Source organism: Parasalinivibrio latis (assembly GCF_036825535.1).
GTDB lineage: Bacteria > Pseudomonadota > Gammaproteobacteria > Enterobacterales > Vibrionaceae > Parasalinivibrio > Parasalinivibrio latis.
This window is the reverse complement of sequence record NZ_CP098813.1, coordinates 189,729-204,266: the sequence shown is the minus strand read 5'-3', so window position 1 is coordinate 204,266 and position 14,538 is coordinate 189,729. Positions and strand designations below refer to the sequence as shown.

Annotated in this window: 12 protein-coding genes; 11 read left to right on the top strand and 1 reads right to left on the bottom strand. The window is 50.4% G+C overall.

From position 1 onward, the window contains the following. The first annotated feature begins 3 nt into the window (after positions 1-3). From NF212_RS18115 to NF212_RS18080, 8 genes are read left to right on the top strand one after another with little or no spacing between them, the layout of a single operon-like run. A complete protein-coding gene (locus NF212_RS18115) occupies positions 4-924 on the top strand; it encodes an XrtA system polysaccharide deacetylase (RefSeq protein ID WP_434362091.1) in 921 nt (306 codons plus the stop codon). Continuing rightward, on the top strand, positions 890-1,933 hold the full coding sequence (locus tag NF212_RS18110; RefSeq protein WP_434362090.1) for a FemAB family XrtA/PEP-CTERM system-associated protein: 1,044 nt from the start codon (positions 890-892) through the stop codon (positions 1,931-1,933). Before NF212_RS18115 ends, NF212_RS18110 begins: the two co-directional genes overlap by 35 nt. A 3-nt stretch (positions 1,934-1,936) precedes the next feature. Further along, entirely contained in the window at positions 1,937-3,220 is a 1,284-nt protein-coding gene (locus NF212_RS18105) for a TIGR03087 family PEP-CTERM/XrtA system glycosyltransferase (RefSeq protein WP_434362089.1), read from the top strand. Continuing rightward, complete coding sequence (xrtA, locus tag NF212_RS18100) at positions 3,213-4,796, top strand: exosortase A (RefSeq protein WP_434362088.1); 1,584 nt, start codon at positions 3,213-3,215, stop codon at positions 4,794-4,796. The genes NF212_RS18105 and xrtA overlap by 8 nt, the downstream gene beginning before the upstream one ends. A gap of 5 nt (positions 4,797-4,801) precedes the next feature. Then, the gene (locus NF212_RS18095; RefSeq protein WP_434362086.1) at positions 4,802-5,950 is read left to right on the top strand and encodes an acyltransferase family protein; all 1,149 of its coding nucleotides are present in this window, start codon (positions 4,802-4,804) and stop codon (positions 5,948-5,950) included. Next, positions 5,950-7,833, top strand: a complete 1,884-nt coding sequence (locus NF212_RS18090) for an XrtA/PEP-CTERM system amidotransferase (protein WP_434362084.1) — start codon at positions 5,950-5,952, stop codon at positions 7,831-7,833. Before NF212_RS18095 ends, NF212_RS18090 begins: the two co-directional genes overlap by 1 nt. 52 nt (positions 7,834-7,885) lie before the next feature. Next, the gene (locus NF212_RS18085) at positions 7,886-9,118 is read left to right on the top strand and encodes a glycosyltransferase (RefSeq protein ID WP_434362083.1); all 1,233 of its coding nucleotides are present in this window, start codon (positions 7,886-7,888) and stop codon (positions 9,116-9,118) included. Further along, positions 9,115-10,308: a glycosyltransferase family 4 protein gene (locus NF212_RS18080; RefSeq protein ID WP_434362081.1), complete on the top strand. Its 1,194-nt coding sequence runs from the start codon at positions 9,115-9,117 to the stop codon at positions 10,306-10,308. Before NF212_RS18085 ends, NF212_RS18080 begins: the two co-directional genes overlap by 4 nt. A gap of 55 nt (positions 10,309-10,363) precedes the next feature. On the opposite strand, the gene NF212_RS18075 is transcribed toward NF212_RS18080, so the two are convergent. Beyond that, positions 10,364-11,749, bottom strand: coding sequence for a putative O-glycosylation ligase, exosortase A system-associated (locus tag NF212_RS18075; RefSeq protein ID WP_434362079.1), 1,386 nt, complete (start codon positions 11,747-11,749; stop codon positions 10,364-10,366). Between the two features lie 413 nt (positions 11,750-12,162). Between NF212_RS18075 and NF212_RS18070 the strand changes: the two genes are divergently transcribed. Genes NF212_RS18070 through NF212_RS18060 form a run of 3 tightly spaced genes read left to right on the top strand, consistent with a single transcriptional unit; the run spans position 12,163 to position 14,520 of the window. After that, positions 12,163-13,191, top strand: a complete 1,029-nt coding sequence (locus tag NF212_RS18070) for a GHMP family kinase ATP-binding protein (protein ID WP_434362077.1) — start codon at positions 12,163-12,165, stop codon at positions 13,189-13,191. Then, complete coding sequence (locus NF212_RS18065; RefSeq protein WP_434362076.1) at positions 13,179-13,760, top strand: D-sedoheptulose-7-phosphate isomerase; 582 nt, start codon at positions 13,179-13,181, stop codon at positions 13,758-13,760. The genes NF212_RS18070 and NF212_RS18065 overlap by 13 nt, the downstream gene beginning before the upstream one ends. Beyond that, entirely contained in the window at positions 13,753-14,520 is a 768-nt protein-coding gene (locus NF212_RS18060; RefSeq protein ID WP_434362075.1) for a sugar phosphate nucleotidyltransferase, read from the top strand. Before NF212_RS18065 ends, NF212_RS18060 begins: the two co-directional genes overlap by 8 nt. Positions 14,521-14,538: the final 18 nt, after the last annotated feature.

Here is a 14,538-nt window from a genome sequence, read left to right as displayed (position 1 = left end):
GTTATGACGCAAGGATGGCATCAAACTTCAAACAATTCTGCCCCTCTGGCGATGACAGTTGATTTGGAAGATTACTTCCAGGTATCGGCGTTTAACGGAGTTGTCAGTCGGGAGCAGTGGGGAGAGAAATATCCTCTGAGGGTAGTGGAAAGCACACGGAAACTGCTCGATTTGTTTGAAAACCACAATGTAAAGGCGACTTTCTTTGTTCTCGGCTGGGTAGCAGAACGTTGCCCGGCCCTGGTGGCTGAAATTCACCAGAAAGGCCATGAAATCGCCTGTCACGGTTTCCACCACCAGCGGGTGACAGAACTGGACCGCCATGGATTTGAAGCGGATGTCTCGCGGGCAAAGCTGTTATTGGAATCAATTACCGGTGAGGCTGTGAGAGGTTACCGGGCACCAAGCTTTTCCATCAACACAAGCAATGAATGGGCTTTTTCAGTGTTGGCTGAAATGGGCTTTACCTTTTCCAGCAGCACATACCCGGTACAGCACGACCACTATGGGGTTCCTGAATGGCCCCGGTTCATCCACAAACGGCCAGAGGGGATTACAGAAATCCCAATTCCAACCCTTTCGCTGATGGGTCGGAATATCCCGATTGGGGGAGGAGGTTATTTTCGCCTATATCCGCTGGGTGTGACGACCCGCCTTATAGACAGGTATCTCAATGATACCGGGGCACCTTTCAGTTTATATATCCACCCCTGGGAGCTGGATCCGGGGCAACCGCGTATGCAAGGAATTCCACTAAAAACAAAGTTCAGGCATTACCTGAATTTGAACCGGACTGAGCACCGGCTGAATCGACTGTTTTCGCTTTACCGCTGGGACACCATGTCCCGCGTTTACCAATTGGACACGGATTTGTTTAGAGGACATCAACGTGACAGCGTCATTACAGATTTTGCCACTGGATAGCGCCCACTCCCATATTTGGGACGCCTATGTTGATACACATCCTGAGGGAAGTTTTTTTCACCTCAGTGGATGGCGGCGAGTTGTCGAAAATGCATTGGGCCACCGAACGCTATACCTGATGGCATGGCAAAGTGGTGCTGTGGTTGGGCTTTTACCTTTGGTCAGGCAAAAAAGTATGCTGTTTGGCCATACCCTGGTTTCAACGCCGTTTTGTGTTTACGGTGGCGCACTTGCGGATGACGAAGAAATCAGGCTGGCACTTGAATGCGAGGCGTTAGAACGGGGGCAGCGGCTTGGTGTGGATCATATTGAGCTTCGTGACCGGGAAGCCAGAGAAGGAGATTGCCGTTGGCAGCACCATTGCAGCCATGCTGCTTTCTGGCGGGATATTGATGATGACCCGGAGCAAATCCTCACCTCCATAAAACGTAAACAGCGGGCGGTCGTCAGGCATTCTCTGAAAAACGGACTGTCCTGGGAAATTCAACATGACGTTGATCAGTGTTATGACATTTATTCAGAAAGTGTACGCAACCTCGGCACCCCGGTTTTCAGCCGCCGGCTGTTCCGGGAACTGAAAAAAGAATTTGGCAGTCAGTGTGAAGCCTTGGTGGTGAAAGATGCGGATGGAAATGCTGTATCTGCGGTTTTGAGTTTCTACTTCCGAGACCAGGTGTTGCCCTACTACGGAGGGGGGATAGAAGCTGCGCGGGCGTTGAAAAGCAATGACTACATGTATTACCAGCTTATGTGCCACGCGGCCTCCAGGGGATATCGCCGTTTTGATTTCGGTCGCAGCAAAAAAGACTCAGGCTCCTACAAATACAAGCAACACTGGGGAATGACAGAAGAGGCACTCCATTACCGCTGCGCCTTGGTTAAAGCCAAGCAACTTCCAAACCTTTCGCCAAACAATCCACGGTATGCAGCCGTGATCAATATGTGGAAGCGTCTCCCGCTTGGAGTGAGTCGCCAGTTCGGTCCTGTTCTTTCACGGTATTTGGGGTGATGTATGGCTAAAACTCCGTTGTTATTCCTTTGCCACCGTATGCCTTTCCCCCCCAACAAAGGGGATAAGATTACCACCTTTAACCTGCTGAAATTCCTCGGCAAACACTATGATATCCATCTTGGCTGTTTTATCGACGACGACTATGACCGCCAGTACCTGGATGAGCTCACTGCAATGGCTGCCAGTGTCAATGTTGTGACATTGAATACAGCCACAGCAAAAGCGTACGGGCTTCGGGCCTTTCTGTCCGGGGAGCCCATAACACTGCCGTATTATTACCGAAACAGCATGCAAAAATGGGTTGATGATGTCATTGACCGGCACAGCATTAAGCATCTTTTTGTCTACTGTTCATCGATGGCGCAGTATGTATCGCACTATTCCCCGGATGACTACCACAAAGTTGTCCATATGGCCGACATTGATTCAGACAAATGGCAACAATACGCCGACACCGCTTCCGGCGTCATGCGCTGGGTTTACCGGCGTGAAGCTGCCCGCCTTGCTGATTATGAACGCCAGCTGGTAGACGAATTCAATGTCTGCTGTTTTATCTCAGATGCTGAAACTGCACTTTTCAGGCAACGGGTAGAGCCAGGGCTGAAGGATAAAGTTCAAACACTGGGGAACGGTATTGACCTGGTGTTTTTTGATCCGGCTGCAGAGATGGTACTGGCAGAAAATCACCTCCTTGACGGGGCTGACTACATCGTATTTACAGGCGCAATGGATTACTGGGCGAATGCAGATGCGGTGATCTGGTTTGTCAGCCATTGCTGGCCCCTGATCATTGATAAAAGACCAGAGGCGCGTTTCTACATTGTCGGGAGCAAGCCCGGCAAGTCGGTACAAGACCTTGAAACACAACGTGGAGTCGTTGTGACAGGCAGGGTCGAAGATGTCAGGCCGTACCTCTCCGGTGCGGCTGCTGCCGTAGCACCAATGTGTATAGCCAGGGGAATACAGAACAAAATTCTGGAAGCAATGGCCATGCAGTTGCCTGTTTCAACGACGCCAATGGGAATTGAAGGGCTTGAGGGTTGCCCAAATGAAATGCTGCAGGTGACAGACGATCCTGCCCTAATGGCAACGTGGCTGATTGAACAACTGGACCAGAAGCCAGTTGCCACCACTTCACGCCGTTGGCTTGCAGATACGTACAGCTGGAACGCCAAGCTATCGCCGGTTTTGGCCTTTTTACAGAATGGCGGCCCCGGCTTTGACGGGCAGGTCGCGATGCCAGCAACACCCGTAAAAACATATGGGGAGGCTGTGAATGGTTGAATCAGGAATGCGTCCAAACACAGCGATGTGGATAAGGCTGGGTGTTGTCCTCACGTTGTGGCTGGTGGTTTTCCATGGTGGCCTACAGGATATGGTAGGGGTTTGGATGAACTCCAATACTTACCAGCACGGCTTCTTGATCCTGCCTATCAGCCTCTGGCTTTGCTGGCAGAAAAAGGCGTTGTTGAGCCAGGCAACACCCTCAGTTTCCTATCTGCCGATTTTGTTGCTTCTTGGCCCCCTGGCTCTTTGGCTTGTGGGCCGGGTAGCCGATATATCACTGTTTCAGCATGCGGCTTCCGTATTTGCCCTGATATTCGTTATTTGGGGGATGGTAGGGAACCAGATTGCCAGGATAATCAGCTTCCCCCTGTTTTATCTTATTTTCTGTATCCCATTTGGGGAGATGTTTGTCCCGGCATTGCAGAATATTACTGCGGACTTTGTCGTCGGTTTCTTACGTTTTGTCGGCATACCGGTCTACCGGGAAGCGCTGTTTATTGCGGTGCCAAACGGCTTGTTTGAGGTAGCAGAAGCCTGTTCAGGTATCCGTTTCCTGATAGCCAGCGTCGCATTGGGATGCCTGTTTTCCTACATGTCCTTCGCCAGCTTGAAAAAGCGTCTGCTGTTCATCGGTTTCAGCTTTGTTTTCCCCATTATTGCAAACGGGTTCCGCGCGACGCTGATCGTGCTGATTGGCTATTGGTCCGATATGACGGTAGCAACCGGCGCAGACCACCTGATTTACGGCTGGGTGTTTTTCTCAGTCGTCATCGGACTGATTTTTGCGGTAGCCAACCGCTTTGCTGATACAGAAATCCCCTCTGTATTACCGCCGGTATCTTCAGTGTCTCGAACCCAGCCGGCAGTAGTGCTGGTGGTTGTGCTGATGAGCAGCGCAGCATGGTGGACTGGAAAAGTGACCCATCAACTTGTTTACCCCGAAGTCCAGGCTGTAATCCTGCCTCAGAATGTCAGCCTGGCTCAAGAGGGAAACCATTCCCCGATAGGGCGCTGGGGAATCAAATTTGAAGGAACCTCGATGCAGTTACTGGGTGAGTCTCCGGATAACGGAGCCCGATACTTCAGGGCGGTGTACCCGGACACCACGGCAAAAGCACGTCATCAAGGATCAAGAGGGGAACTCATCAGTGCGTCGAACGAGCTTTATGACCCGGAGTATTGGACGCTTGACTACGCACAGGGAATAGAACTTGCCGGGCCGGGCGGAGTACCTGTTGTGGGGAGGAAAATGTTGTTGGCTGACTCTGGCGGGAACCGGCTGGCAGTCATTTACCTTTATTGCATTGACAACTATTGCGGTACCAGCAATGCCAAAATCAAACTCTGGGATGCGCTTATACGGCTGTCCGGCACGATGCCGGTTGGGCAAGTCTTTGCGGTTGCGGTACCGGTAGGCGATACAGGTGCGGGCCAGAAAGCCGGGGAGTTGGCAGGGCGCTACTGGATATGGCCTTATCAAGCTGCTTTGCGGCCAGCTCAAAACCGTCCTCTTGCCAAGTCATCCGGGATACCTGTGAACCGGGAAGTTGTACAGGATGCAGGGGGGCTGTAAGCAGGATGGATAAAACGAATTCCCTGTCCCGGTGGATTAACAAAGCTGACGCACTTTATGACACAGGCAGCACAGCTGCGCGGTTGCTGCCAATGCAGGGGCTGCGGGGAATCGCCGCCTTTATGGTATTCGTCGTGCACTACTGCGCCCAAATACTCCCCTGGTTAGATACCAGTGGTTTCAATGGAGAGGCGGTAAAAGCATACCGGGCAATTGGAGCCAGTGGGGTAGACCTTTTCTTCGTATTAAGTGGATTTCTTATCTACGGCATGTTGATTAAGCGTGAACAGGCATTTCTTCCGTACTTTAAACGTCGTATCCGGCGTATTTATCCCACTTTTCTCTGCGTCCTTGCCATCTACATTCTGCTGTCTGCGTTTTTCCCCGGACAAAGCAAATTCACGGGAAATATGGTGACGGATGCCGGGTTGGTGCTAGGCAATGTGCTGCTGCTCCCCGGTATGTTTGATATGACAGCCATTATCTCCGTCGCGTGGAGCCTGAGTTATGAGATGTTTTTCTATCTTTCCGTCCCTTTGGCTATTTGCGTGTTCAATATGCGAAAGTGGCAACGGTCACAACGGGTAGCCTTCCTGGCGGGAGTTTCTTTTACCGGCTTTTTTACTCTTGTCATTGGTTATACCTCCCATTCTGAGTTGTTGATGTTTTTCTCAGGCATGCTGCTGTTTGAATTTATATATGGCAAAGAGCAGGTAACCTCGCCGTTGCGGTTACCGGTTATTCCTGTCGTGTTTTTATTGCTGGCATGGTACCGGTTTTCTGATGCGGGGGAATGGGTGAAGATTGCTGTGATGTTTGTCGGCTATGCACTGGTATGTATCCAGTGCCTGGATGAAAGCCGGTTGTTATCCCGAATTTGTACCAGCCGGTTTATGTTGTGGTTTGGCAACATGAGCTATTCCTACTATCTCATTCACGGCCTGACACTTAAATTCCTGTTTATGGTCTTGCCGTTTGTCGTTGCCCCGGCGGCAGAGTGGACTTACCAGCTTTACCTGTTACTGCCACTTTTTTTTGCGGCAACCTGGATATCGTCTACCGCGCTATACCTTATCGTCGAAAAACCGTTTTCTTTAAAACCCGTTGCGCCGGGAACGTCTCTAGTCCGTCATATAGCAGGGGGTAAACACTGATGTGTGGTATTGCAGGAATCCTGAATTTGGAAAACCGGCATCCAGTGGATATGGTTTCGCTGCACAGGATGAACCGGATACAAGCTCACCGAGGGCCGGATGATGAAGGCTACTTCGAACTGCCGGAAATTGGGCTTGCGCATCGACGACTTTCGATCATTGATCTTTCCGGTGGGCACCAGCCGCTTCTTTCTGAGGACAGCCAGATAGCCTTGGTGTTTAACGGTGAGATATATAACTACGTGGAACTCGGGCGCGAGTTGTCCCGGTTGGGCTACCATATCCGGACTCACTCGGACACGGAAATACTTCTCCTCTCCTGGCGCGCCTGGGGGACAGAGTGCGTGAAACACTTTCGCGGTATGTTTGCTTTTGCCCTCTGGGACAACCGAGAAAAAGTGTTTTTTGCTGCCAGGGATCGCCTTGGTAAAAAACCATTTTATTACGCTGTGACTGATAAAGGGCAACTGGTATTTGGCTCTGAGCTGAAAACGGTGATGGCTCACCCGGATGTCAGCCGGTCACTGCGTCCTGAAATGGTAGAAGAATACCTCATGTACGGTTATATCCCCGACCCCGGCACACCTTACAAACATGTGTTTAAATTGCCCCCGGCGAGCAGGCTATTGATTCAGGGCAACGGAAGCTTCACCCCTGAACCGTACTGGGATGTGCCGTACCATGAACAGATTTTCAGTGACAGTGACTGGGTTGACGGCTTTATGTCGCATTTCAGGGAAGCGGTAAACCTGCGTATGAGGTCTGATGTGCCGGTTGGGGCATTTTTATCTGGTGGGGTGGATTCCAGTGCAGTTGTCAGCCAGATGGCCGGGCTTTCGGAACAACCGGTCAGGACTTGCGCGATAGGTTTCAATGAGGCTGATTTTGATGAAAGTGATTATGCCGCTTACATTGCTCGGAGATATGAAACAGACCACTCCCTCAGCGTTGTTTCTGCCGACGACCGGGGACTGATCGATTGCCTGATTGGTGTGTACGACGAGCCGTTTGCAGACAGCTCTGCCATGCCGACCCTGCGTGTTTGTGAAATGGCTCGAAGCCGGGTGAAGGTTGTGCTTTCAGGAGATGGTGGGGATGAGCTCTTTGCCGGGTACCGCCGTCACAGGCTTCACATGCATGAGCAACGGGTAAGGGATTACCTTCCTCAATCCCTGCGTTCCGGTGTGTTTGGCCCCCTCGGCAGAATTTACCCCAAAGCCGACTGGGCACCCCGGCCACTGCGTGCCAAAACTACCTTTCAGGCATTGGCGAAAACCGCCGTTGATGCATATGCGCACACTATGTCAAAACTGCGATTCGAAGAACGCTGGTCGCTATACAGTGAAAGTTACAAAAAGGAATTGGCCGGGTACCGGGCGGAAGAGGTAATGCGAGGGCACGCGGAAAATGCGCCCAGTGACGACCCTGTGAAATTTATCCAGTACCTCGACATGAAAACCTGGTTGCCTGGGGACATTCTCACCAAAGTAGACCGGGCGAGTATGCATCATTCTTTGGAGGTCCGGGCGCCACTGCTGGACCATGTGCTTTGGGAGTGGGGGTTTTCCGTACCTTCCAAGTTGAATATACAGGGGCGTGATGGAAAGTGGCTGATGAAGAAGGCGATGGCCCCATACCTGAGTGAGCAGATTCTTTACCGGCCTAAAAAGGGGTTCAGTATCCCGTTGGCTGAATGGCTTCGAGGTCCACTTGCACAGACCCTCCGCCCGGAGCTACTTGATGGAAAGCTCGCACAGAAAGGGTGGTTTGATCAGGTTGCCCTATGCCGCTTGTATGAACAGCACCAAAGCGGCACCCGTGACAACAGTGAAGCTTTGTGGAGCCTGCTCATTCTGGCAAGGTTTATTGACGCTCAAGGCTAATACAGAACGCCCAAATATGGATATTGGGGAAACCGACAATAATGGAATGCAGATGAGATTACTTACCGTAAGCACCCTTTACCCCTTTTCGGGATGTGAACGCCACGGTGTCTTCGTAGAAACCCGGCTTCGACAGCTCAGGCAGTGTTACCCCAATGTAGAAGCCAAAGTGATAGCTCCGGTCCCCTGGTTCCCGTTTAAGTCCTCTTATTTTGGCGAATATGCAAAGTATGCTGGTGTACCCGATAAAGAGGTAAGGCACGGTATAGAAGTTTTCCATCCCAGGTATGCGGTCATTCCCAAGGTTGGCTGGCAACTGACCCCTTTTTTCCTCCGTCAGGCGATTACTCGAAAGCTTCGTGAACTCATTGTTGATGATTACATTCCGGATTTAATTGACGGGCACTATTTCTACCCGGATGGCGTAGCAATCAAACATGTGGCCGGAAAATTTAGGATCCCATTTACCTGTACCGCCAGAGGGACAGACCTCAACCTGATTCCACGCTATTCGATGCCCCAAAAGGAAATTGTTTCAGTGATGGAAGCGAGCAAGCACAACATGGCTGTATGCGGTGCGCTGCGAAATGCCATGATTGAAATTGGCGGTAAGCCAGAAAAAATTACGGTGTTGCGAAATGGCGTGGATTTAAGGCTGTTCCCATTTACCCGTGAAGAGAAACAACGTGATCTACGCAGTGAACTAGGTCTTCCAAAGGACGTAACAGTATTGCTTTCTGTCGGGCACCTGACGGAGCGAAAAGGCCACCATCTTGTCATAGATGCCCTAGCAAGTTTGTCAAAGGCTGTTTTGGTGATTGCCGGGGACGGAGAGGAAGCAGCTAGCCTCAAACAGCAGGTAATTGAGGCCGGGCTGTCAGAACGGGTAATTTTTGCCGGTGCCCTGAGCCAACAGCAACTGGCCAGGTATTACGGTGCCGCCAATGCCCTTGTGTTGGCATCCAGCCGGGAAGGGTGGGCAAATGTTCTTCTGGAAGCAATGGCGTGTGGTACACCCGTTGTTGCCACCAACCTGTGGGGAACACCGGAAGTGGTTGCCGCCCCGGAAGCCGGGGTGCTGGTGGAGCGAGATGCCGCTTCAATTGCCAGAGGGATACAGGAACTGTTGTCGCTCCCTCCGGCACGTTTGGCTACGCGTCGGTATGCAGAGCAGTTTTCCTGGGATGAAACTTCTGATGCCCAGATGAAGATTTTTGAGGCCATCTTAAGTGGAAAGGAAATCAACCGGCCAGTCTTTCCCGGTGATGTAAAGGTGGTTTCGTGAAGATACTGTATCACCACCGGATCGCTTCAAAAGACGGTCAATATGTTCATATTGAAGAAATTGTCAATGCTCTGAGGAAGCTTGGGCATGAGGTAATTGTTGTCGGGCCGGATGTGGCCGAAAACCGGGATTTTGGCAGTGACGGTGGTTGGGTGACGCAAGTCAGGCAAAAATTCCCCAAGGCAATGACGGAACTCCTTGAATTTGGCTACAGTGCGCTCGGGTTTGCCCGGCTGGTAAAAGCTGTCTGGAATCATAAGCCTGACGTGATTTATGAAAGGTATAACTTGTTTTATCCGGCAGGGATATGGGTAAAAGCCATTACCGGGCTGCCGCTGGTGCTGGAAGTCAATTCCCCCCTCTATGATGAACGGCTGGCTTTTGGCGGGCTCGCTCTGCCACGGCTGGCGAAGTGGACGGAGGAATTTGTCTGGAAAAGGGCAGACCACGTGCTGCCGGTCAGCCATGTACTCGCGGAATATGTACAAAAAGCCGGCGTCGATGACGAAAAGATCACTGTTATCCCAAACGGTATCGATCCGGAAAAGTTCCTTTCCAAACGTATTGCCCAGACAAAAGACGACGCTGAGTGCAATGCAATGAGAAAAGAACTGGCGGGAAAAAGGGTGATAGGGTTTGTCGGTTTTTGTCGTGAATGGCACAGGCTTGATGCCGTGATGGCGCGCATTGCTGAACACCCTGAAACTGATCTGTTTTTCCTGGTTGTTGGTGACGGGCCGGTTTCACCCGAGCTAAGGGATCAAGCAAAACGGTTGAAAATGGAAGAACGTTTCCACCTGACCGGATTGGTAAGCCGTGAGGACATGCCAGCCTGGTTGGATTGCATTGACATCGCCATCCAACCTGCGGTGACGCCATGGGCATCGCCGTTAAAGCTGATTGAGTATCTCGCCAAAGGTACCGCCATTGTGGCAGCAGATACACCAAACCTGCGTGAATTGCTGGTGCATGGGGAGAACGCATTGCTGTTCCCGGCTGATGATTTGGAGAAAATGCTCGAAGCCATAGACCGGCTTATTACAGATGAAGTGCTGTGCCGCCATCTCAGGGAAAATGCCGTTGAAACCATTTTCCGTCGCAACCTGACGTGGCAGGGAAATGCGGAAAGGATAATTTCAATATTTGATACGCTGAATGGCGACAGCCCTTCCTACCGGCATTTTCTTTAATTGCATGAGAAAACCTGAAAACAAACGATATAACGCTGTACGTCGTATCACTATGTTAGGTGTCGGATAGATCCTGTCTGGTATAGATACCGTTTGATGTCCGGCGTCTTCGAAGCGGCTTATCGCTTTCGGCAGAATTGGTGCCTTTGTTACCCTCGGCCACTTCATCCAGTTTTACCGCAGTGGTTAGGGCTGCGCTCATGCCTATGATCGCCCAATATAGTTCATAGTAGGGAAGGGATACAGACGCTCCCCCGGCTGCAAAAGTGACCAACGACAACTTTGTCATTCGGGCAAGGCGGTAATGCCAGTGCTCGATTCCATGCCTTTTCTTCACCGTTTTCTCAATGGTTCCCAGCCGGAAGTAAGACCCGGCTAAAATGGCGAGATACAGGAACAGGGCAACGAAGCCATGATCGCCCAGTACTTGGAAATAAATACTGTGGGCGGCCCAGCCCCTTTCTCCGGGAGGGGGGGTTGGAAAAAAGGAAAAACGGTCTAAATCTGCAGACAGGGCACGCCAGACATAACCATAGCTTGCCGACTTAAACCCGCCCCCCAAAAGAGGCCGGTCCATCGCCATCAAAGTATGTATTTTCCAGGATACAACCCGGCTCATAAATGAACCGTCCTGTGTGGCCGTTTCAATGGTACTCATGCGTGAATACCAGTTATCGGGCAGGTAGTTGACAGCTATTCCGAGCATCAGTGAAAAGCCGACAATGGAGAGCAATTTACGGTTACTTTTAAGCCAAAAGTAGCCGCCTACCACAAGCAAAGCGATAAACCCACCCCGAGAGTGGGTTCCAAGCACAGCAAGAATTGATATGCACAGTGCAGCGATTAACCCAATTCGCAGCCATGGGGGCCATTTGTTTCCTATTTGGTAAACAAAAAATGGCAATATCATCGCTGTTGATATGGCAAGGTGATTGTTGTCTGCCAATATGTGTCCATAAGGGCCATGTATTTTATGCCCACCACCGGAAGCGATGAATTTTAACCCTTCAATAACTGCATAAAAGCCAATGGAGAGAAGGATCGCCCAAATATACAAGTCAAAATGCGATTTCTTCCTCAATATAAGCGTGGTGGCAAAAAACAAAATCATAACTTTAAAAAACTTGTCCCATTCAATCCAGACAAGCTCAGGTATCACAATTGTCGTTGCACTCGAAATTGTGGTGATTAAGAATAATAGAATGGAAAGAGCAACTTGCAGATTAAAAGTTGGTTGCGGCTTATTGGAAGCAAATAAATAACTGATACCGGTAAGTGCGGCAAACAGTGTGTTGTAACTGATACCTGATGCAATCCCATAAAGCCAGAATACCGGTACAAATAGCCCTGACCACAACCAAAGGGCAAGACCGACGAAGGGCCTGCGCAAGGCCATGAATATTAGGATGAAGGCGATTGCGAGAAAGAAGAGGTCTCTCATTCGTCATCCCTGTTTTCCCGAGTGATTTCAACTTGGCAAATCCAAACCAAAAACACGAGGCAAGCGGCAAATAAAATACTCTCGATCATATTTTTTGGTGCTCTGAATTCTGGACGTTTCTTTATTATCTAATGTATATGGAAACTAATGGAAAAGTCCTCGTCCAACCTTCCCTAATATCATTTTTAAGACACGTGGTGCATTAATATATGCCTCATTTCCTAAACACTTGTGTTGTTTAATTCACATGTCTTCAGGCGCACAACAATCAAAGTTGATAATTGCTCAAATTTAATACTTTCCGCCGTCAGAATATCCGCCATCCTGAACGGGAAATTTTAATTAATTCCATGTAAAGAAATGGAAATATTTGGGAATGTTCAGGCTAGGGACAGAATTTCCAGGAGGGTGAAATGATTGTCAGGTCAAAGTCTCCGTTGCGGCTGGGGTTGGCTGGAGGAGGCACGGATTTGTCTCCATATTGTGACACTTATGGTGGCTGTGTCCTTAATGCCACGATTGATATGTATGCATATTGCACGATTGAATTGCACGAACCCCATGACGGTATCACGTTCGTTGCACAGGATATGGGTTTGGAAGAGCATTGCCCGCTGTTAAATGTGTTGTCACTTGACGATCCGCTGAAACTTCATAAAGCCGTCTATAACCGCATAGTCCGTGACTATAACGATAACAAGCCATTGCCGGTCTCTGTCTTTACCTATTCAGATGCTCCCCCCGGAAGTGGGTTGGGGTCATCTTCCACAATGGTCGTAACGATGCTGTCAGCATTCCGGCAACTGCTGGGGCTCCCTTTGGGGGAATATGATATCGCCCGGCTGGCCTATGATATTGAACGGATCGATTGCGGCCTGTCAGGGGGGAGACAGGATCAGTATGCCACCACTTTTGGCGGGTTTAACTTTATGGAGTTTTTTGAAAACGAGCGTACCTTGGTTAATCCCCTCAGGGTCCGTCCATACATCATCAATGAGCTAGAAAGTCAGGTTATGCTCTACTACACAGGGGTTTCCCGCGCATCGGCAAAAATCATTGATGACCAGGTCAAGAGTACTTCTGCTGAAGACGGTTCAGCACTTGAGGGGTTGCATCGTGTAAAAGCCCTGACATATGAGATGAAAGAGTGCTTGTTGCGATCAGATATTGATGGCATGGCTGACTTATTCCACCAATCATGGCTGGCCAAAAAATCCACTTCTTCCTCCATCACTACACCACTTATCGACACCATTGAAGACCGGGTACTGAGCGCCGGCGGTAAGTCGATAAAGATTTCCGGTGCAGGTGGTGGGGGCTTTGTCATGTTGTTTGTTGACCCTTTATGCAGGTTGGACGTGAAGCGTGCCCTCAATGATGTTGAGGGCGAATTCTACCGTTTTCGGTTTTCACCTTTTGGGACGGACTCATGGACCATCTAGAGTATTTCAGGAAGAACATCACTGCATCTATTGAGGTTAAGCGGGCGTTGCTGGACAGCGAAGAGATTCAGGAGAAAATCTACGCTGCAGCGGAAATTTGCCTCCACGCCCTTCGGGAAGGCAATAAGATTATGATTGCCGGAAACGGGGGCAGTGCTGCAGATGCCCAGCATATTGCCGGGGAGCTGGTTAGCCGATTTGAGTTTAACAGACCAGGTTTGCCCGCGATTGCCCTGACAACGGATACTTCTATTCTCACCGCGGTCGGCAATGACTATGGGTTTGAATACCTGTTTGCCCGCCAGCTAGAGGCGTTGGGCAATGACGGAGATGTATTTATCGGGATTTCTACCTCAGGAAATTCACCAAACATCCTTGCCTCAATGGAAACGGCTAAAACCCGTGGAATACGTTCCATTGCGCTGGGCGGGGACGGCGGCCGGATGCAAACACTGGCAGATATCTGTATTTCGGTTCCGTCCAGCCACACGCCCCGAATTCAAGAGTCACATATCCTTATTGGCCATATGTTATGTGGCTATGTCGAGGAGCGATTCTTCCATGGATGATCTCACATCAGAGGCGGGAATCCCGGACAGCGTACCGAACGGCACCGAAGCAGTGATCCTATGCGGAGGGTTGGGTTCCCGGTTGGGCTCCCTTGCCCGGGACGTACCTAAATCCATGCTGGAAATTGGAGAGCGGCCTTTTCTGACTTACCTGCTTGACCGGCTGTCTGAATGTGGGGTGACGGAGGTGACGCTGGCGGTTTCCCACCTTCGTCATATCATTATTGATTTTATTGGCAGCCATTACCGGGACATGAACATCCACTATTCTGTGGAAACTGAGCCTCTCGGGACGGGAGGTGCTATCCGTCAGGCTGTCGGGCAAATTCTTGAACGGGATGGCGCGAGAAATGTACTTGTCCTGAACGGTGATACTTGGGCGGGTGTCGATTTCGCAAACTTGGTTAAGCATACCCAACTGAACCCGGTTGGGCTGGGTATGGCGGTGATGTGGTTAAATGACACCGGACGCTATGGGCGGGTTCAGCTCGATGAAGACGGGAGGCGTGCCATCGCATTTCAGGAAAAGCAGGCTAGCAGCCCCGGATTTATCAATGCGGGCGTTTATTGCATAGATCGTTCTTTTACACGCTTCTGGCCGGAATCAGAGGTGTTTTCCTTTGAGGTGGATATCCTTCAACGGTACATCGAGGCATGGCAACCACATGCAGAAAAGCTAAGCGGGCAGTTTATCGACATCGGCCTTGAGCAGGACCTTCGCTATTTTCAGGCAAACCACAGATCAATCATGCGGGCCTGATCATTCTGACTGGTTGAA